Below are 18874 nucleotides of genomic sequence, written 5' to 3' on the forward strand. Positions count from 1 at the left end.
GATACCGTGACTGTTTATGAAAAAATTTGCGAAATGATCTGTGATGCTAAGGATGTCGAACCGGCGACGCTAACGCCGGACACTACCCTGCCGGAGCTGGCACTCGACAGCCTGGATTACGTTGAGCTGATGGTGCTGGCCAAACGTGAGTATCAGGTGACCCTGACCGCCGATGCCTTCATCCAGCACCCCACCATGACGCTGCGCGAGCTGAGCGCGCTGATCGCGGCGGAGCAGGAGCGTCAGCATGGCGGATAACTGGGTATTGATCACCGGCGGCAGCCGCGGCATTGGCCAGGCGCTGGTGTGTCAGCTGGCGAGCGAATGGAGTATTTTCTTCACCGGTCGGCGCGAAGCGGGCATCGCGCAGACGCTGGCGCGGGCCCGCCCGGCGCAGGGTGCACGCTGGCTGGAAGGTGCCGTTTGTGACGGCAGCGATGATGCGGCAGTCACCCAGCTGGCCGCGCGGTTACTGGCAGAACGCGGGGCTCCCGCGGCCATCATTCATAACGCCGGCATCGCCCGCGACGGTTTGCATATTCACCAGTCGCCACAGGCGTGGCGAACGCTACTGGATAATAATCTGATCGCCATCGTCAACTGGCACCAGGCCCTGCTGCCCGCGATGATGGTCCGCGGTAGTGGTGCCATCGTGCTGATGTCCTCCGTGACCGCGTTTAAGGGCAACAGCGGCCAAACCGCCTACGGCGCCAGTAAAGCGGCGATGATGGGGATGGCCCGATCGCTGGCCCAGGAAGTGGGCCGCTTTGGCCTGCGCGTCAACTGCCTGGCACCGGGGCTGATCGCCAGTGATATGCTGGATGACATTCCGGCGGCCAGGCTGAAAACGCTGCGGCAGGCCATCCCGCTGCGGCGGTTAGGCACTCCGGAGGAGGTCGCACACGCGGCGGCATTTCTGATTGCGGACCAGAGCCGCTATCTCACCGGGCACACCCTGGTGCTGGATGGCGGCCTCACCGCCTGACCCCGGCGGCGGGTCGTCGCATTCAGGCGAGCCCGCCGCCGTCCACGCTGCAGTCCCCATCGCGACGCTTTCCCAACCCGCGCGCGGCGGCGAAGGGCTATCAAAGCCACTACTGAAATCGGTAAAACCACCCGCGCGCCGCGCGCGCCGGCGAAGGAGATCAAGACGTCCGATCCCGATTCATGTTTAAACCCGCGATCCCCCTCCGACGGCGAAGGCCTTGCCGGCCGAAAAAGCGGTCCCCGCCGCTTATCCTTTCAGATACGCACGCCGGCACTCCCGGACGCTTTACCCTCCGCCGCGTGATGGTAACAGCCTGCTCACGCCCCGCTAACCGTCCGGCCCCGTGCAGAAAAAGTCACCGGGGTCTCCTTCCTTTAGCACCGATAATGCCCGATGGCGGCAGCGGCGGGGGGCAGCGTTTCGATAACGGCTGCACAGCGCGGTTCTTTCTTTTTCTTGCGCGCGAACGGAATACGTCGAGGTGCGCGAAAATTAAGCAATCGCAGAACTAAAACATTAAAAAATATTATTAAATGGATAAAAAACCTATCTTTAAGCTTTTTAACTATTAATATTGCCTGCCCGATCGCGCAATTCCATACTGGCCACTCCATGATTTTGCTGGAGTATGACTCATGAAATCTTCACCTTGCGCTTATCTACCGGGACCGGACAGTGATGCCCCGGTTCACCCCTTCGACAATTTGATGACCCTGGCACAGGAAATGGGGATCGGTAAGGATGACATCGCATCCATCAATACCCCGGAAAAAATGCGCATCTTACATCTCCTGCAGGCGCACTCACCTTCCGGATTGTCAACGCGCGAGATAGCCAATTATTGTGGTATCTCTATCTATAAAGTGCGTCATTTACTGCTGCCGCTGGAGAAGTGCGATTGCGTGATCCGAAATAAGCGGCATAAACATCACCACTGGTATATCCCCGCCTCACTGCACTGTTCCGGCTGAACCTGCCGACGTCAGTCGGCGGCGCGGGCGATCCCCGCAGCTCATTCCGGCAACTCCCCGGCTCACTGCTCGCCTCCGATCGTGCCGCCATCCGTAGCGGAGCGTCTCACCGCCGCGCCCGTCAGGGCAATGCCGCCCCGCGCGAGGCCGACAGGAGGCCGCGCCCGCGGCGCGGGAACGCGTCAGCGCCTGGCACGGCAGCCTCGCGTGACGCCCCACCGCCGTCTCAGCGTCCCGTGACGCGTAGCGCATAAAGTTTACTGCCGAAACCGTTCACCGTGCGAATGATAGGTGAGATTGCTGCGCACTGGTTTGACCACGGTTTAAACAGCTAACTTGCACATCGGTAATAATCTCTTATAGTCATATGGCTTACCTTTATAGTCATATGACTTACCTTCAATCATACAAGGAGTACGGCATGAAGTTATTAAAAAGTATTATCATTATCACCTCTCTGGCGTCCTTCTCTACCTTAGCTGCCCAGCAAATCACGCAGGAAGACGCGGCAAAGCATGAGAAAATCGGTACCATCAGCATCACAGAAGATGGCTTCACCATGGATAAAGATGGCCTCAGCAAAAAAGTCGATGAGAAGGGGGGTAAATATTACGTTATCACCTCAGAGCAGGGCCATCAGGACAATAAAACCATCAACGCAGACATCTATAAGTAACCCTCTCTGCGAATCGCCCTCCGCTGCGGCGGAGGGCTTCGGCCCGATCCGGGCCTGCACTTCCTCTGCGGCACGCCCGCGCGGCCAGCCGTCCCCTGGCACTCTTCACCCGGTTAGGGATATAATTCCGCCTCCCCCATCGCCCGCGAAAAGAAGATGACAAAACTTACGTTACAAGAGCAGATGCTTAAAGCCGGTCTGGTCAGCAGCAAAAAAATGGCCAAGGTGCAGCGCACCGCCAAAAAATCCCGCGTGCAGGCGCGTGAGGCGAGAGAGGCCGTCGAGGCCAATAAACAGGCGCAAGCCGAACGAGACAAAGCGCTTAATGAGCAGCACAGGCAGGCGGCGCTGGCGAAAGAGTATAAAGCGCAGATCAAGCAACTGATCGAAATGAACCGCGTGGTGATTTCACGGGGGGATATCGGCTATAACTTTACCGACCATAACCTGATTAAAAAAGTGTATGTCGACAAAGCCACCCAGGCTCAGTTGATCAATGGCCGGCTGGCCATTGCCCGTCTGGCCTCAGAAAAGCAGGCGGAAGCTGAATACGCCATTATCCCCGCCGGCGTGGCGGATAAAATTAAACAGCGAGATGCCAGTCTGATTGTCTACCACAGCGCGCTGACGCAGGAAGCCAAAGACGAAGAGGATCCGTACGCCGACTTCGTGGTGCCCGATGATCTGATGTGGTAGCGGGGCATGGCACAGAGAGCCCGACCTGGCCGGGCCGTCTGCGCCATGCCACCGCGCGCCTCTCTGCACTGGCTCAGCCCATCGCCCCGGCGATCACAGGCTCCATTGCCACACGCGGCCTGAGCTAAGGCGGTGGCGCTCCTCTGCCGCGCCTTGACGGTCTGCGGCACACAGGCGCCCCCAACGACCGGGGGCGCGGCCCGGCGGCGGGGGAAAATCCGCTGACAGGATTAAAAGCGCCAGGAGACTTGTGCGCCCAGATGGTTGTTTTGGTGACGGTGCGATAACAGCCCGCTATATCCGAGCGACAGCGTCGTGCGTTGACTGACGGTGATATCCGCCCCCGCGCTGGCTAACAGCCCCTCGCGCGAGATCGGTACGCTCCCCACACTGAACGGCGCTGAACCGCCGCTAAACTGCAGCCTGACGTCCCGTCCGGCATCACCAAACTGATGCTGCCAGCCCAGCTCGCTTCGCAGAGCAAGGGCCGCCTGTTGATTAAGCTGCCATACGCTATCGGCCCGCCATCCCAGCGTGGAAACCGTGGCATCGAGGCGTTGATCAGCCGCGCGCAGCGCCGCCGCGCCGCCCGTCTCCCCCATCCCGTCGTGCATAAACTGCACGTGGGCCAGGCGCGTAAACGGCTCCAGTCGCAGCCTGTCGCTTTTCACCTCGTAGCCCAGCTCGGCAAACAGCTGCGCGCTGCGCGCGCCGTAGCTGGCCGTGGCGCGATCGGACTGCGTCGCGAAGTCTATCGAGCGGGCACTGTCGATGCGGTGCCAGCTGTAACCCGCGCCGCCGCGCAGCGTGAACTGACCGAACTGCCTGTCGCCGTAAGTGGCCACGTGATAGTTATCGCTGCTGGCAGTAGCGCCATTACCACCGCGCAGAGAAGTTCGGGTGTAACCGGTGGCCATCCCCAGCCGCCAGCGTTCGGCAGGCCCCGCGTCCAGCCCCATCAGCACGCCAGTGGTTGAAGCATGGTATCCCGTAGCATTCGTATCCCCCGAGGCGCGATCCCACGCGCCCAGCAGCTGCGCCCAGGCACCGCGCTCATCCGCCTTGATTGCTGACGTGCTCGCCATTCCCTCCGCCTGACGAAGCCGGGCAATCAGGGTCTCACGCAAATAATAACTGTCGCTGATCAACGCGGAGGCAATATCCGCATGAATCTGCCCCCCCAGCTGACGATAAGCATGACGCGCCTCATCGGCGGTACTGCTGTGCAGAATGCTCTCGTAAACCGGATTTCCCGTCGCCAGGGTGTCGGCCGCAGCGGCCACCGCCCGCTCGTTTTGGGTCTGCGCCACGCTGGCGAAGCGCGTCTGGTTACGACCAACGTCCAGCGTTACCGCCTGCGGTTGATAGCTTAACCCGGCGCCGAGAAACAGATAGTTGGGGACAACGGTGTCAAATTGGCCACGGATCCCCTGCTGCGCAGTCAAAATGGTATAGTGCCGGCCCAGCAGACTGCGCACGTCACTCTGCGTCAGCAGATTGTCACTGCGCGCCAGCATGACCGCCACCTCTCCGCCATCGATCGAGGCCGCACCGCCACTCTGGATCCGGTTGCTTTCACCGGACGCCCCTACCGCGACCGCATAGCGGGATCCCGGTGCAAAGCTGACGTCACGCGACACCCTGAGCGTCTCCCCGGCGTTACCCGGCGCGGCGATACCGCCCTCGCGCACGCGCAGCGATCCCAGCACGCCGCGACCGCTAATCACCCCGTCGCGCTGCACGCTGACATCCGATGCTAGCGATCCCCTGACCTCCAGCCGTCCCCGATTGATCAGCGTGGGACCAGAATAGGTATTCACGCCGCTGAGTACCAGTGTCCCCTCTCCCTCTTTGGTCAGCCCGCCGTGGCCAGCAATGTTATTTCGCCAGAGATCCCAGCCACATTCCGGTCCCAAACAGCGTCGCTCGAGCGGTGTCCCCATGTCCAGGCGTTCCCCCACACCGGCAACGTTGGCGACAAACTGCGTCTGGGTGTAGGAACCGGGCACATAGAATTGCGCCGGAATGTCTTGCGGCGCAATGAACATGCCGGGACCGTCCATCGCCGATTTCAGATTGATTTTCCCCCAGCCGTAGAGCGTATCAATGCCGGGCGTTCCCAAATCACTGGCCGTGGTTTTCAGTACAGTGCTAATTTGATCTGCCGTCATGTAGGGAAAACGCTGCATCACCACGGCGGCCGCGCCGGACACGTGCGGGGCCGCCATCGACGTGCCGGACATCGTGTCATAACCGGGGGCGATACTTAATGCGCCCCGGCGAAGCGCATCCCGGGTAATCGGGCCGCCAGAGTGGGAGACCAACTCGCCTACCGTGCTGTAAATATCCGTCCCCGGCGCGGCGACGCAATAGCTGGCCGTGTGTCCGCAGCGCGTGGAATCGGGAGTCAACTCATCACCGAATTCAAGGTTCACCACCGTCAGATAGCGATCCAGGACTTCCGGGAAAAGATGGGGGATACTGGCGGCACTGCTGGGCACGTTATAGTTATTTTCATTACCGGCAGCGAACACCACCAGTTTGCCATAACGCGCGGCGCGCAGCATGGCGCTGGCGGCGTACAGGCCAGGATCGCCATTTGCCTCTCCCCGATCGGTGGAAAAGGGGCGCTGACTTAACGCATCAATCAGCGGCCTGACCGCCGCCAGTTTTCCCACCCAGTACTCGGGCGCCAGGTGCTGATATTGCCACCGGCCGTCGGGAAAATAGCGTGGCTGCCCCTCATCATCGGTTTCGATGTCGACACTGTCCCCCCAGCTGTTATTGATTACCCGCACATCACGTTGAATCAGCTGTTCCAGTTGCGGCGCATCCGAATCTAATTTGTCGGTGGTCAGCGTGGCGGCAAAAGCGACCCCATGCATGCCTATCCCGTCACGCCCCGCCGCGGCAATACCGGCAACGTGCGTACCGTGTGATTCGAACACAATATTGCCACTGTCATCATCATAATTAATCGGCTGATCCCAGGAGAGCACATTTAAGCGGTCCGCCAGATCCGGATGCGCAAACACGTTGGCATCCAGGATCCCGATATTTACGCCGCTCCCGCTGTAGCCGCGGGCATAAGCATACTGCGCGTGAATAGCATTTAGCCCCCACTGCCGGCTAAATTCCGGTGTCATCCAGCTGGCCACGACGCCGGGAGAACCGGTCTCCTGATAGGTTTTCATTAAGGCCCACGCCGGCGGCTGGAATAACGAGCAGCCCAGTGAGGTAACGAGCATAAAGCGCGATGATATATTCATGTCTTATTCCAGAAAATGCATCAGGTGCCTCGTAAGCATGGTCGCGGTGCAGGTGACGATGCCACACAAATGTTACAATATGAAACTTACTTACATTTTTATAAACAGACTTAAAACATTGAACCGCTTTCAGAACAATCCTTCAGCGTGGCACCGCGCTTAATATATCTGAGGCGTGCGATAAGCATCGGCAGGCGATAAAATATCCCGGAGTGAACAACACGATAAACAGGGCAAGAGCGGTGAAGCCCATAGTGATAATGATACGGCGCAATTACGGCAATATGTAAAAATGGAGGCCCGTAATGCGGGCGACAGCGGCGCCTGTCATTCAGATTATTCTGTACGCCATGATGGTGCGAGTGTGATTGTTATGCGCCGCGCCGTCGACCAGCGTCCCTCAGAATGTAAGCGTGTTATCCGGATGATGTAAGCGACGTGATGCCCACTGGATTATCGCAAGCGCGGGCAGATCCCCGCCGGGCCATCGCGTTGCCGCTGTGAAGGTTAAAACAGGCGTGAGCGACAGCGCAGTTTGCTGCCAAAAATTGTCGCCGGACAGGGCAGCGCTGACGAGGCAATATCGCCTCGCTTACCGCTATGGGGCCGCCACCGCAAGCAGAGAAGCGGAGCAACGCAACCGGACTGCCCCCGGAAAGCCCGTGATGCCGATGCCTCTGCTTAAACCGTACGTGTTGACAGGGCGTGCCGGAATGGGCTGAGATTGTCAAAGAATACGTCCCGATAACTTCCCGAAGCGGGCAGCACCGTCGGTCACTCGTCACGATCCCCGGGCACAAAGCCGCACCACAGGATCAGAGATGCCCTCCGATCCTGATGGCGGCCAGAAAACCGTGTATCAGGCACGTCGCTTATTGCGGGATAGAGACCCGACGCAGGCCAACACGCCTGTAAACTACGATTTTATAAGCGGCATGATACACTGCTGAAATGCAGCAAGATCATGTTTATCTTGCTCCGTCATCGCCGTATTGCTGGATTTACCCGTTTCATCCGTCAGGCTGAACTCACCGTTAAACTCGCGCTCCTTATTGAACTTACCCGAAATTGTCAGGCTATATTCATGGCCCTTCTCCGGCAAAAGTTGCATACAGCTTTCGATATTATTTGGCGTATGACCGCTCTCACTTTTGGCAGCCATTACGGGTGAAGAAACCAGAACAGCGGAAAAAGCAAACAGAAAAAAATAACGATGCATTTAACTCTCCTTGTGCGACATAGTTAAATCAGACATATAGCATAGGTCTGACATGGACCCTCTGCAAAAGTTCATCAGCCTGGCATCTATATCAAAAAAAACTCGCCGCACATATTATGACGCGGCCGCGATAAGATTATTCCGCACAACGACAGGCCACATACATTACGCTTCCTCAACACAGAATAAACAGACATATATTTTTATAAAAATCGTGATATTAAAAACGCACACCGCCTGTCACTGACATTATTATCACCACCCGCCTGATGCCCGTATTCTTTATTCTCCCCCATCAGTGAGCCCACAACCAGTCGCTTTCTCGCTTCACGCGTCTCCTTCGCAGACACGCGCCGCGTCTTAACCTAAACACTCTGCTCGCTCGCCGGAGTGTTAACCCGCGGCGGACATCTTCAGAAAGAAAAGGGGCTGCAGTTAAAAATTGACGCCACTCGCCGTCAGAGCCCCTACTATCCCGCACCTAACACTCTCCCCAGCGCGTAAGCGAAATCTTACCCAACGGCCTCTGTTCAGCGCATTCAGCGCGAATGCCCCCGGGCGGGACAGCAGCAAGTTACCAAACACAGAAAAGCCTTCATCAACCGACCCGATCCGGCGGGAAATAAGGTCACCATTTTCATTACCCACCCCGCCGATTAATGAACACGATAGAAATCGGCCTGCAGTGCCCGATAACCATTCAGTGATCTCCTCAAGCCTTTCACTGCAGTGGCCTGTTTCTCAATCCTGTCGCCCCCTTCTGCCACGGGCCGGCATAAGAGAGCCGATCAGGTGAGACTTCTGATGGCGTGAGCGGGATGCCGCTTGCGCGTTTTTGCGGCTGTCTGATGACCCGCCTTACCGCCGCTCCTCACCGCTGGCAGCCTGCGCAGACCGATCGCCGCGGGCAGATCCCGGCAGCATCCCCCCGCTCCGGCCACCGAGAGGGCCGCCGCGGACGCGGGCTCGCTGACGCTGATGCGGCCCGCGATCCCGCGGCATCAGAATGGCCTTCCATGCTGCCGGGGTACACGCGATCCGCAGAAAACGGGCCGTCGGCACCGCCACCGCGCGCTACGGCGGCTTACCCGCCCTGCACTGGCCGGTGCTGATATCGGCAATGCAATCAGCAACAGCGCGTTACCGGCAGCAGCACGCATCAGCGTCATCCCGGTATGCATAGCCCACCCAGACGGGCGGCGGGCCGGCCTGCAACCGCAGCGCTTACCGCTCCGCCTGCCGCGTGTGGGTGGCCCGGACAGTGCCCTTTCACGCCGGCAGGTCGATCACCGATGCCGGGGTTCGCCAGACCGGAAAGGTGCCGAAGAGGCGCTACGGAGCAGAATGCCCCGCCCGGCTCCGGCATTCACCGCCTGGCGCGCCGCCCCGGTGTGGCGCCCGCGCTGCCGGGATTGATGAGAACATCGCTGGCGGCCGTATCGACAAACCTGCATGACCGGTAGAAAACATTACCTCGCTGGCCGCAGGAAATCGCCATCCGCTCCGTCCAGGGTATCCGTTACTCGCTTACAGGTAGTCTCGCTCGCTCTTTTGTAGCACCGTCCGTTTTCCCAGGCTTCAGGTATTTCCGGATAAAAAGTGCCGCCACAGCCAACCGTGGCCATGGATATTATCGTCACTAACAGGACTTTCACGTGCATCTCCTCGTCTCTGTGCAGGGGGGGACCCAAAAATCCGGGTATCGCTGCGCGGTTGCACCAGGGGGCCGGTCACGGCGCTCTGACTGCCCGCCCGGGCTGATGATTGACGAAGGCGCCGAGCTCCGCCGCCCCGGCATCACACCGCGTCCCCTGTTGTTCTGCCCCTGGTCAGGACGCATCAGGGCAGCATGATTCCCCAGTGAATGGCGGCAGGGTATCGCGTACCAGACACCGCATCGGGTTTACCCCGGCGCTCTGCCTTGCGATCGTCCCGGGGTGCCTGGCGACGCGGTATTTTGCCAGACAGGGCCATCGCCATAATAAAAAAAGCCCACAGTGATGCGGGCTTAGAGGTACTTTACTGCTTTTACGTGCAGGCTGTTGCCAGACGCGAAATCATTCCCACTCGATGGTGGCCGGCGGTTTACCGCTGATGTCGTACACCACGCGGGAGATGCCGTTGACTTCGTTGATGATGCGGTTGGAGACCCGGCCGAGGAAATCGTACGGCAGGTGCGCCCAGTGCGCGGTCATAAAGTCGATGGTTTCTACCGCCCGCAGTGAAACCACCCAGTCATATTTGCGGCCGTCGCCCATGACGCCCACCGAACGCACCGGCAGGAAGACGGCAAAAGCCTGACTGACTTTATTGTAGAGATCCGCTTTGTGCAGCTCTTCAATAAAGATGGCGTCGGCGCGGCGCAGCAGATCGCAGTATTCTTTTTTCACTTCGCCCAGCACGCGAACGCCGAGGCCCGGGCCCGGGAACGGGTGGCGGAACAGCATCGCGTGTGGCAGGCCCAGTTCAAGACCAATCTTGCGCACTTCGTCTTTGAACAGCTCACGCAGCGGTTCGACCAGCCCCATTTTCATCTCTTTCGGCAGGCCGCCCACGTTGTGGTGCGATTTGATGACGTGGGCTTTGCCGGTTGCCGAGGCGGCGGATTCGATGACATCCGGGTAGATGGTGCCCTGCGCCAGCCACTTGACGTCTTCCATCTTCAGCGCTTCTTCGTCGAATACGTCGACAAAGACGCGGCCGATGATTTTTCGCTTGGCTTCCGGATCGTTTTCGCCGGCCAGCGCGTCAAGGAAGCGCTGCTCGCCGGCCACGTGGACGATATTGAGGCCGAAGTGATCACCAAACATCTCCAGCACCTGATCGGCTTCGTTGAGGCGCAGCAGGCCGTTGTCGACAAAGACGCAGGTCAGGCGGTCGCCGATGGCGCGGTGCAGCAGCATGGCGGTGACCGAGGAGTCAACGCCGCCGGAGAGGCCGAGGATCACCCGGTCATTGCCGACCTGCTGGCGGATGCGTTCCACGGCGTCTTCGATGATTTTGGCCGGGGTCCACAGCGCTTCGCACTGGCAGATGTCGCGTACAAAGCGCTCCAGCATGCGCAGGCCCTGGCGGGTGTGGGTGACTTCCGGGTGGAACTGCACGCCGAAGAATTGCTTCGCTTCGTTAGCCATAATGGCAAACGGACAGGTTTCGGTGCTGGCAACAGTAACAAAGCCGTCCGGAATAGCGGTGACTTTGTCGCCGTGGCTCATCCAGACGTCCAGCAGCGGTTTGCCGGCGTCGCTGATGGCGTCTTCGATATCGCGAATCAGCGCGCTCGGGGTGTTCACCTCCACCTGCGCATAGCCGAATTCGCGCTCGCTGGAGCCTTCAACTTTGCCACCGAGCTGCATCGCCATGGTTTGCATGCCGTAGCAGACGCCCAGCACCGGCACGCCGGCGGTAAAGACGTAGTCGGGCGCGCGCGGACTGCCGGCTTCCGTGGTGCTTTCCGGCCCGCCGGAGAGGATGATGCCGTTCGGGTTGAACTGGCGGATCTGCTCTTCGGTGACATCCCAGGCCCACAGTTCACAGTAGACACCCAGTTCGCGGACGCGGCGGGCGACCAGCTGAGTGTATTGCGAACCGAAATCCAGAATCAGAATGCGGTGTTTATGAATGTTTTCCGTTGTCATTAAGGCTTTTCCAGGGCAATGAACAGAGCGCCCGGCGCGGGCCGGGCGATGACGCTAAGGGGGATTACGAACCCATGCGGTAGTTGGGGGACTCTTTGGTGATGGTCACGTCGTGCACGTGGCTCTCCTGAATCCCGGCGCCGCTGATGCGGACAAACTCGGCTTTGGTACGCAGGGTATCGATGGTACCACAGCCGGTCAGGCCCATACAGGAACGCAGTCCGCCCATCTGCTGATGGACAATCTCTTTCAGGCGGCCTTTGTAGGCCACGCGGCCTTCGATGCCTTCCGGTACCAGCTTGTCCGCCGCGTTGTCGGTCTGGAAGTAGCGGTCGGAGGATCCTTTGGACATCGCGCCCAGCGAGCCCATTCCGCGATAAGATTTAAACGCGCGCCCCTGGTAGAGTTCGATTTCTCCCGGAGACTCTTCGGTGCCGGCCAGCATGGAACCGACCATCACTGCGGAAGCGCCGGCGGCGATGGCTTTGGCGATATCGCCGGAGAAGCGGATGCCGCCGTCGGCGACCACCGGAATGCCGGTGCCTTCCAGCGCGGCCACCGCGTCAGACACGGCGGTGATCTGCGGTACGCCGACGCCGGTGACGATACGGGTGGTGCAGATCGAGCCGGGGCCGATGCCCACTTTCACCGCGTTAACGCCGGCCTCGACCAGCGCCAGCGCGCCGGCGCCGGTAGCCACGTTACCGCCGATGATTTGCAAATCCGGATATTTGGCACGGGTTTCGCGAATGCGCTGCAGCACGCCTTCGGAGTGGCCGTGGGAGGAGTCGATCAGCAGGATGTCAACGCCGGCCGCCACCAGCGCATCGACGCGCTCTTCATTGCCGGCGCCGGCGCCGACCGCCGCGCCGACGCGCAGGCGACCGTGTTCGTCTTTACAGGCATTCGGCTTACGCTCGGCCTTCTGGAAATCTTTGACGGTGATCATTCCCAGCAGGTGGAAGCTGTCGTCGACCACCAGCGCTTTTTCCACACGCTTTTCGTGCATTTTTTGCAGCACTACGTCGCGGGCTTCGCCCTCTTTCACCGTCACCAGGCGCTCTTTCGGCGTCATTACCGCCGTGACCGGCAGGTCCATGTCGGTGACAAAGCGCACATCGCGGCCGGTGATGATGCCCACCAGCTCGTTGCTATCGTTGACGACCGGGTAGCCGGCAAAGCCGTTACGCTCGGTCAGGGCTTTCACTTCACGCAGGGTGGTGGTCGGCAGCACGGTCTGCGGCTCGGTGACCACACCGCTTTCATGTTTCTTCACCTTGCGCACTTCGTCCGCCTGGCGCTCGATAGGCATGTTTTTGTGGATAAAGCCGAGGCCACCTTCCTGCGCCAGCGCAATGGCCAGCTCCGCTTCCGTCACGGTATCCATCGCCGCAGAGAGCATCGGGATGTTCAGGCGAATGCTGGCGGTCAGCTGCGTGCTGAGGTCAGCCGTGTTCGGCAGGACGGTAGAATGGGCAGGAACGAGGAGAACGTCGTCGAAAGTCAGTGCTTCTTTAGCAATTCGTAGCATGGCAATATCTCAACCTGGGGGTGAATGAGAACAGATAAAATATTGCCGCGGCATTATACAGGGCGTAATCGGTTGCCTCCACCTCTTTTTTCAGAAAAAGTCTTGATCCCCTGCCGCAGGCCTGTAGTATCGATGAATTAACCGCCTGATTTAAAATTTGATCTTCATCACATGTCACTATCCCCGTCCGCCAATATTTTTACCGTTAGCCGTCTGAACAGCGCGGTCCGTCAGCTGCTCGAGGGCGAAATGGGCCAGGTGTGGCTGAGCGCCGAAATATCCAATCTGTCACAGCCCGCCTCCGGCCACTGGTACTTCACGCTGAAAGACGACACGGCCCAGGTGCGCTGCGCGATGTTTCGCAACGCCAACCGGCGGGTGAATTTTCGCGTGCAGAACGGTCAGCAGGTGCTGGTGCGCGCCACCCTCACGCTGTATGAGCCGCGCGGGGATTATCAGCTGATTGCCGACAGCCTGCACCCGGGGGGCGAAGGGCTGCTGCAGCAGCAGTTTGCCGAGCTGAAGACGCGCCTCGCCGCCGAAGGGTTGTTTGACCCGGCGCACAAGCAGCCGCTGCCGCAGCCGGCGCGCCAGCTGGGGGTGATCACCTCCGCCACCGGGGCGGCGCTGCAGGATATTTTACGCGTGCTGCACCGGCGCGATCCCGGCCTGCCGGTGGTCATTTACCCCACGCCGGTGCAGGGCGCCGACGCGCCGGCGCAGATTGTACGCGCCCTGGCGCTGGCCAATGCGCGCGCCGAGTGCGACGTGCTGATTGTCGGACGCGGCGGCGGATCGCTCGAGGATCTGTGGAGCTTTAACGATGAGCGGGTGGCGCGAGCGATCTTTGCCAGCCGCATTCCGGTAGTCAGCGCCGTCGGCCATGAAACTGACGTGACCATGGCCGACTTTGTCGCCGACCTGCGCGCGCCGACGCCCTCCGCGGCGGCCGAGCTCGTCAGCCGCAATCAGCTGGAGCTGGTGCGTCGCCTGCAGTCGCAGCAGCAGCGTCTGGAGATGGCCTGGGATTACTATCTGGCACAGCAGCAGCGCCGCCATACCCGACTGCTGCATCGCCTGCAGCAGCAGCACCCCCAGCTGCGGCTGGCGCGCCAGCAAAGCAGCCTGCTGCGCCTGCAGCGTCGCCTGGCCGATGCCGTGCGCCAGCGGCTGCGCCAGGCCACGCAGCAGCAGGCCCACGCGGAGCAGCGCCTGCACGCGCAGGCGCCCGCGCCGCGGCTGCATCGCGCCGGCCAGCGCCTCAGCCACTGGCAGTACCGTCTGCAGCAGGCCATCTCACAGCAGCTGGCCACGCAGAAGCAGCGCTTTGGCGAAGCCAGCGCCCAGCTGGAGGGCGTCAGCCCGCTGGCCACGCTGGCCCGCGGCTTTAGCGTCACCACCACCGGCGACGGTGAGGTGGTGAAACAGGCCCGCCGTCTGCACCCCGGCGACCGGCTGATCACCCGGCTGGATGATGGCTGGGTGGAGAGCGACGTGGTTCGCGTGCAGCCCCGACCGGCGCGCCGCCGCCAGCGCGGCTGATCGCCAGTCCCCCGCCCGCCCCTTCTCACGCCCTTTATCATTCCGCCGCAGGCAAAAAAAATCCCCCCGCATGCGGGGGGATTCAGAGCCGGTCAACACAGCCGCGGTGTTATTTGGCGTCGTCCAGCGCGTAAGCGATCACGTAATCGCCGCGATCCGGCGACTGGCGTGCACCGCCTGCGGAGATCAGAATATACTGCTTACCGGTTTTCGGCGAGACGTAGCTGATCGGGCCGCCCTGGCTGCCCACCGGCAGGCGCGCTTTCCACACCTCTTTACCCGTGGCGCTGTCGAAGGCGCGCAGGTAGTAGTCCTGCGTGCCGGCGATAAATACCAGTCCGCCCTGCGTAGCCAGCGTGCCGCCCAGCGTGGGCATACCGACCGGTATCGCCGCGCGCATCTTAATGCCAAAGGGACCGGTATCCTGGACGGTGCCGACCGGCACCTGCCACAGAATTTTCTGCGTCTTCATGTCGATGGCCGACAGCGTGCCAAACGGCGGTTTTTGGCACGGGATGCCGATCGGGGACATAAAGCGGTTTTTATTGACCGCATACGGCGTGCCTTTCATCGGCACCATGCCCATCCCGGTATTCACCGCCTCGCCGCCGTTATTCACCGCGCCATCGCGGGACGGCGCGGCCGGGATCAGCTGCACCCACAGGCCGAGGCGCATGTCGTTGGCAAAGATCAGGTGGTGATTGGGATCGGTCGACAGGCTGCCCCAGTTCATGCCGCCCAGAGACCCCGGGAAGCTGAGCGATTTGTCGGTGCCCGGCGCGGTGTAGAGACCGTTATAGCGCATCTCTTTAAACGCAATGCGGCAGGCCAGCTGGTCGAACGGCGTCGCGCCCCACATATCCGATTCGGTCAGGGTATCGGCACCGATCTGCGGCATGCCCACCGAGCGCGGCTGGGATGTGGCATACTGTTCGTTCGGAATATTCGCCTGCGGAACCGGCTGCTCTTCCACTTTGGTCAGCGGCTGGCCGGTGTGGCGATCCAGCACGTAGATCTGTCCGGCTTTGGTGCCAATCACCACCGCCGGCTTGCTGCTACCGTCGGGCAGCGGGAAGTCGATCAGGCTCGGCTGCATCGGCAGGTCGAAGTCCCACAGATCGTTATGCACGGTCTGATAGACCCACTTCTCTTTACCGGTCGTGGCATCCAGCGCCAGCACCGACGCGCCGTACTTGTGGTCCAGTTTGGTACGATTGACGCCCCACAGGTCAACGGAGGAGCTCCCCATCGGAATGAACACGGTGTTCATCGCCGGATCGTATGACATCGCCGCCCAGGAGTTTGGCGTGCTGCGGGTATAGTGCTCACCCGGCTGCAGCGCCATCGTCGGATCGTCTTTGCCCGGATCAAACGCCCAGCGCATGGCGCCGGTTATCACATCGAAGCCGCGCAGTACGCCGCCTGGCATATCGGTGCTGACGTTATCCGCCACGCGGCCGCCCACCACCACGGTGGTGCCCGCCAGCGTCGGCGCCGAGGTCAGCACGTAGCTCGGGTCTTTCGCTTCGCCCAGTCCGGCTTTCAGGTCAACGACGCCATTCTGGCCAAAATCCGGGCAGAACTGGCCGTTATCGGCATCCAGCGCAATCAGGCGGGCATCGATGGTGTTCATCAGAATACGGCGCTGACAGGCGGCGCCCGGCGCCACGCTGGCCGTTGCCGGTGCAATCGAGCCGGCCACCGTCGGCGGCGGCACCGGTTTAGTGGCATCAAAGTAAGCCAGACCGCGGCAGCGCATCCAGACCGAGGATTGGGCATTGATCTCCGCTTTCCAGATCGGCTTGCCGCTGTCGGCGTCGACCGCAATCACATTATTGTGCGGCGTACACAGAAAAATACGATCCCCCACCTGCAGCGGCGTTTGCTGATCTTCCGCGCCGTTACCGTCCGGGCTGAGCGGCGTATCGCCGGTGTGGAAGGTCCAGACCGGCTTGAGGTTTTTCACGTTATCGCGGGTGATCTGGTCCAGCGCCACAAAGCGGCTGCCTCCCGGCGTATTACCGTAGTTATCCCAGTCTTTCTGCTGCTGGCCCTTCTCGACCGGCACCAGCGGCAGCGGCTTACCGGCAAAGGGCACCGTCGGGTGCGGCTGGAACATCTGCACCAGGGTGACAATCATTCCAACGGCAATCAGCCCGCTCAGGCCGAAAGCGACGCCGGCAAAACCGCGCTTGCCTTCACGCTGACGCAGCGCCGGCCAGGTGAGCAGCGACAGCATCATCAGGCCGGCCGGCACCATCAGGCGCGAGACCAGTGGCCAGAAGTCCAGACCGGCATCCATTGGCGCCCAAACCAGCGTACCGATGAACACCAGTGCGTAGATCAAGACCGCAGAAGATTTCCGGCGCAGGAACTGCACCGCCGCCAGCAGGGTCACGATCCCCGCAATCAGGAAGTAAGCACTCCCTCCCAGGCTAAGCAGTTTACCGCCGCCCACCGCAAAAAAAATCCCGACGGCAAGCAGGATCACTCCCAGCACGCCGCATCCTATACCCAATCCTTTGCCGGAGCGGGATTGCATTTCACTCATGTTTTCGCTTCTCCTGATGGTTCACCCCTCCGTTGGCAGCTGCGGGCGACGGGCGTCCGGTACCTGGTGCAAGGGCCATTCCCGGGGGGCAATGGCCGCGGGCCCCTCGCACGGCGGAGGTGGGGGGAGAAAATTGTACCACCTGGTACATAAAAAACTGAAGAGATTAATACGCTGTTAGTGGTGTTACATAATCGTTAGAAAAGCGTAAAGCCGTGGCGGGCAATGGTGACGATCGCCGCACCGGGCGCGGCAATCAAGCGACAGAAACAGTAAGGGGCCTGGCGGCCCCTTGAAGATTAACGCTTATTTTTTTTCAGGTGCGACATTAAACGCTTACGCTTACGCATCTGGGTCGGCGTCAGCGTGTTGCGCTTGCCGGCAAACGGGTTGTCGCCCTCTTTAAACTGGATCCGAATCGGCGTGCCCATTACCTGCAGGGACTTGCGAAAATAGTTCATCAGGTAGCGCTTGTAGGAATCCGGCAAATCTTTCACCTGATTACCGTGGATCACCACGATCGGCGGATTGTAACCGCCGGCGTGCGCATACTTCAGCTTCACGCGGCGACCGCGGACCAGCGGCGGCTGGTGATCATCTTCCGCCATCTTCATGATGCGGGTCAGCATTGACGTGTTCACCCGGCGGGTGGCGCAGTCGTAAGCTTCGGTAACCGATTCAAACAGGTTACCCACGCCGCTACCGTGCAGGGCAGAGATAAAGTGAATGCGGGCAAAGTCAATAAAGCCCAGCCGGTAGTCCAGCGTCTCTTTCACTTCATCGCGCACTTCCTGGCTCAGGCCGTCCCACTTGTTGACCACGATCACCAGCGAGCGGCCGCTGTTGAGGATAAAGCCGAGCAGCGACAGATCCTGATCGGAGATCCCTTCATGGGCATCGACAACCAGCATCACCACGTTGGCGTCTTCAATCGCCTGCAGGGTTTTGATCACCGAGAATTTCTCCACGGTGTCGGTGACCTTGCCGCGTTTACGCACTCCGGCGGTGTCAATCAGCACGTATTCGCGATCGTCACGCTCCATCGGGATGTAGATACTGTCGCGGGTGGTGCCCGGCATGTCATAGACCACCACGCGGTCTTCACCAAGAATGCGGTTGGTCAGCGTCGACTTGCCAACGTTGGGGCGACCAACAATCGCCAGCTTGATCGGCAGCGTGCGCGGATCGAACGGCTCTTCTTCATCGTCCGGGATGGCGTCGCTCTCTTCCGCCGCCAGCGCCGCCCAGTAGGCTTCGTTCTCTTCTTCTTCGGTCAGCGTCTTCGGCTTGTCCTGGTCCATCCACGGCAGCAGCACGTGCTCCAGCAGACTGACTATCCCGCGGCCGTGCGACGCGGCAATCGGGTGAATCTCACCCAGCCCCAGCGACCAGAAATCGAGGATCGCCGCGTCGGCGTCGATGCCGTCGGTTTTATTGGCCACCAGAAAGGTCGGCTTTTCGCGCGCGCGCAGGTGCTGGGCGATCGCCTCGTCGGCCGGCATCAGACCGGCGCGGGCATCCACCATGAACAGCACCACGTCCGCTTCTTCAATTGCCAGCAGCGACTGCGCCGCCATGCGGGTTTCTACACCCTCTTCGGTGCCGTCGATCCCGCCGGTGTCGATGCAGATGAATTCACGCCCTTCCACCTCGGCCCGGCCGTATTTACGGTCGCGGGTCAGGCCCGGAAAGTCCGCGACCAGCGCGTCACGGGTGCGCGTTAAGCGGTTGAACAGCGTGGATTTCCCCACATTGGGGCGCCCGACAAGCGCGACCACAGGTACCATAAGACA

General features: G+C 60.7%; 12 protein-coding genes. 6 read left to right on the forward strand and 6 right to left on the reverse strand.

Going from position 1 to position 18874, the window contains the following annotated elements:
• Positions 1-6 precede the first annotated feature (6 nt).
• The 5 genes from BS626_RS06020 to BS626_RS06040 all read left to right on the forward strand — a co-directional run bounded on the left by BS626_RS06020 (position 7) and on the right by BS626_RS06040 (position 3331).
• Positions 7-258 (forward strand): acyl carrier protein, encoded by a 252-nt coding sequence (locus BS626_RS06020; protein WP_371328484.1) that lies wholly within the window; start codon positions 7-9, stop codon positions 256-258.
• Positions 248-985: an SDR family NAD(P)-dependent oxidoreductase gene (locus BS626_RS06025; protein WP_075181481.1), complete on the forward strand. Its 738-nt coding sequence runs from the start codon at positions 248-250 to the stop codon at positions 983-985. Before BS626_RS06020 ends, BS626_RS06025 begins: the two co-directional genes overlap by 11 nt.
• A gap of 638 nt (positions 986-1623) precedes the next feature.
• Positions 1624-1959: a FaeA/PapI family transcriptional regulator gene (locus tag BS626_RS06030; protein ID WP_075181482.1), complete on the forward strand. Its 336-nt coding sequence runs from the start codon at positions 1624-1626 to the stop codon at positions 1957-1959.
• Positions 1960-2380: 421 nt separating this feature from the next.
• On the forward strand, positions 2381-2635 hold the full coding sequence (locus tag BS626_RS06035) for a DUF1471 domain-containing protein (RefSeq protein WP_075181483.1): 255 nt from the start codon (positions 2381-2383) through the stop codon (positions 2633-2635).
• A gap of 156 nt (positions 2636-2791) precedes the next feature.
• Complete coding sequence (locus BS626_RS06040) at positions 2792-3331, forward strand: DUF2058 domain-containing protein (protein ID WP_075181484.1); 540 nt, start codon at positions 2792-2794, stop codon at positions 3329-3331.
• A 230-nt stretch (positions 3332-3561) separates the two neighbouring features.
• On the opposite strand, the gene BS626_RS06045 is transcribed toward BS626_RS06040, so the two are convergent.
• The 4 genes from BS626_RS06045 to guaB all read right to left on the reverse strand — a co-directional run bounded on the left by BS626_RS06045 (position 3562) and on the right by guaB (position 12988).
• Complete coding sequence (locus BS626_RS06045; protein ID WP_083615905.1) at positions 3562-6600, reverse strand: autotransporter domain-containing protein; 3039 nt, start codon at positions 6598-6600, stop codon at positions 3562-3564.
• 916 nt (positions 6601-7516) lie between these two features.
• Positions 7517-7819, reverse strand: coding sequence for a hypothetical protein (locus tag BS626_RS06050; RefSeq protein ID WP_075181485.1), 303 nt, complete (start codon positions 7817-7819; stop codon positions 7517-7519).
• 2057 nt (positions 7820-9876) lie between these two features.
• Positions 9877-11457: a glutamine-hydrolyzing GMP synthase gene (gene guaA, locus BS626_RS06055; RefSeq protein ID WP_075181486.1), complete on the reverse strand. Its 1581-nt coding sequence runs from the start codon at positions 11455-11457 to the stop codon at positions 9877-9879.
• 64 nt (positions 11458-11521) lie between these two features.
• Entirely contained in the window at positions 11522-12988 is a 1467-nt protein-coding gene (gene guaB, locus BS626_RS06060; protein WP_075181487.1) for an IMP dehydrogenase, read from the reverse strand.
• A gap of 171 nt (positions 12989-13159) precedes the next feature.
• Between guaB and xseA the strand changes: the two genes are divergently transcribed.
• Entirely contained in the window at positions 13160-14530 is a 1371-nt protein-coding gene (gene xseA, locus BS626_RS06065; protein WP_075181488.1) for an exodeoxyribonuclease VII large subunit, read from the forward strand.
• Positions 14531-14639: 109 nt separating this feature from the next.
• On the opposite strand, the gene BS626_RS06070 is transcribed toward xseA, so the two are convergent.
• Both BS626_RS06070 and der read right to left on the reverse strand, forming a co-directional pair.
• Positions 14640-17081: a glucose/quinate/shikimate family membrane-bound PQQ-dependent dehydrogenase gene (locus BS626_RS06070; protein WP_075181489.1), complete on the reverse strand. Its 2442-nt coding sequence runs from the start codon at positions 17079-17081 to the stop codon at positions 14640-14642.
• A gap of 299 nt (positions 17082-17380) precedes the next feature.
• Positions 17381-18868 carry a ribosome biogenesis GTPase Der gene (der, locus tag BS626_RS06075; RefSeq protein WP_075181490.1) on the reverse strand — a complete coding sequence of 496 codons (1488 nt, stop codon included), beginning with the start codon at positions 18866-18868 and terminating at the stop codon, positions 17381-17383.
• Between the last annotated feature and the right edge of the window lie 6 nt (positions 18869-18874).

Source organism: Pantoea sp. 1.19 (genome assembly GCF_001922585.1).
Classification (GTDB): Bacteria; Pseudomonadota; Gammaproteobacteria; order Enterobacterales; family Enterobacteriaceae; genus 1-19.

What these genes read in the sequence shown, in the direction of transcription:
- BS626_RS06025 (WP_075181481.1), top strand. Translation starts at nt 248, where the DNA reads ATGGCGGATAACTGGGTATTGATCACCGGCGGCAGCCGCGGCATTGGC.
- BS626_RS06030 (WP_075181482.1), top strand. Translation starts at nt 1,624, where the DNA reads ATGAAATCTTCACCTTGCGCTTATCTACCGGGACCGGACAGTGATGCC.
- BS626_RS06035 (WP_075181483.1), top strand. Translation starts at nt 2,381, where the DNA reads ATGAAGTTATTAAAAAGTATTATCATTATCACCTCTCTGGCGTCCTTC.
- BS626_RS06040 (WP_075181484.1), top strand. Translation starts at nt 2,792, where the DNA reads ATGACAAAACTTACGTTACAAGAGCAGATGCTTAAAGCCGGTCTGGTC.
- BS626_RS06045 (WP_083615905.1), bottom strand. Translation starts at nt 6,600, where the DNA reads ATGAATATATCATCGCGCTTTATGCTCGTTACCTCACTGGGCTGCTCG.
- BS626_RS06050 (WP_075181485.1), bottom strand. Translation starts at nt 7,819, where the DNA reads ATGCATCGTTATTTTTTTCTGTTTGCTTTTTCCGCTGTTCTGGTTTCT.
- guaA (WP_075181486.1), bottom strand. Translation starts at nt 11,457, where the DNA reads ATGACAACGGAAAACATTCATAAACACCGCATTCTGATTCTGGATTTC.
- guaB (WP_075181487.1), bottom strand. Translation starts at nt 12,988, where the DNA reads ATGCTACGAATTGCTAAAGAAGCACTGACTTTCGACGACGTTCTCCTC.
- xseA (WP_075181488.1), top strand. Translation starts at nt 13,160, where the DNA reads ATGTCACTATCCCCGTCCGCCAATATTTTTACCGTTAGCCGTCTGAAC.
- BS626_RS06070 (WP_075181489.1), bottom strand. Translation starts at nt 17,081, where the DNA reads ATGAGTGAAATGCAATCCCGCTCCGGCAAAGGATTGGGTATAGGATGC.
- der (WP_075181490.1), bottom strand. Translation starts at nt 18,868, where the DNA reads ATGGTACCTGTGGTCGCGCTTGTCGGGCGCCCCAATGTGGGGAAATCC.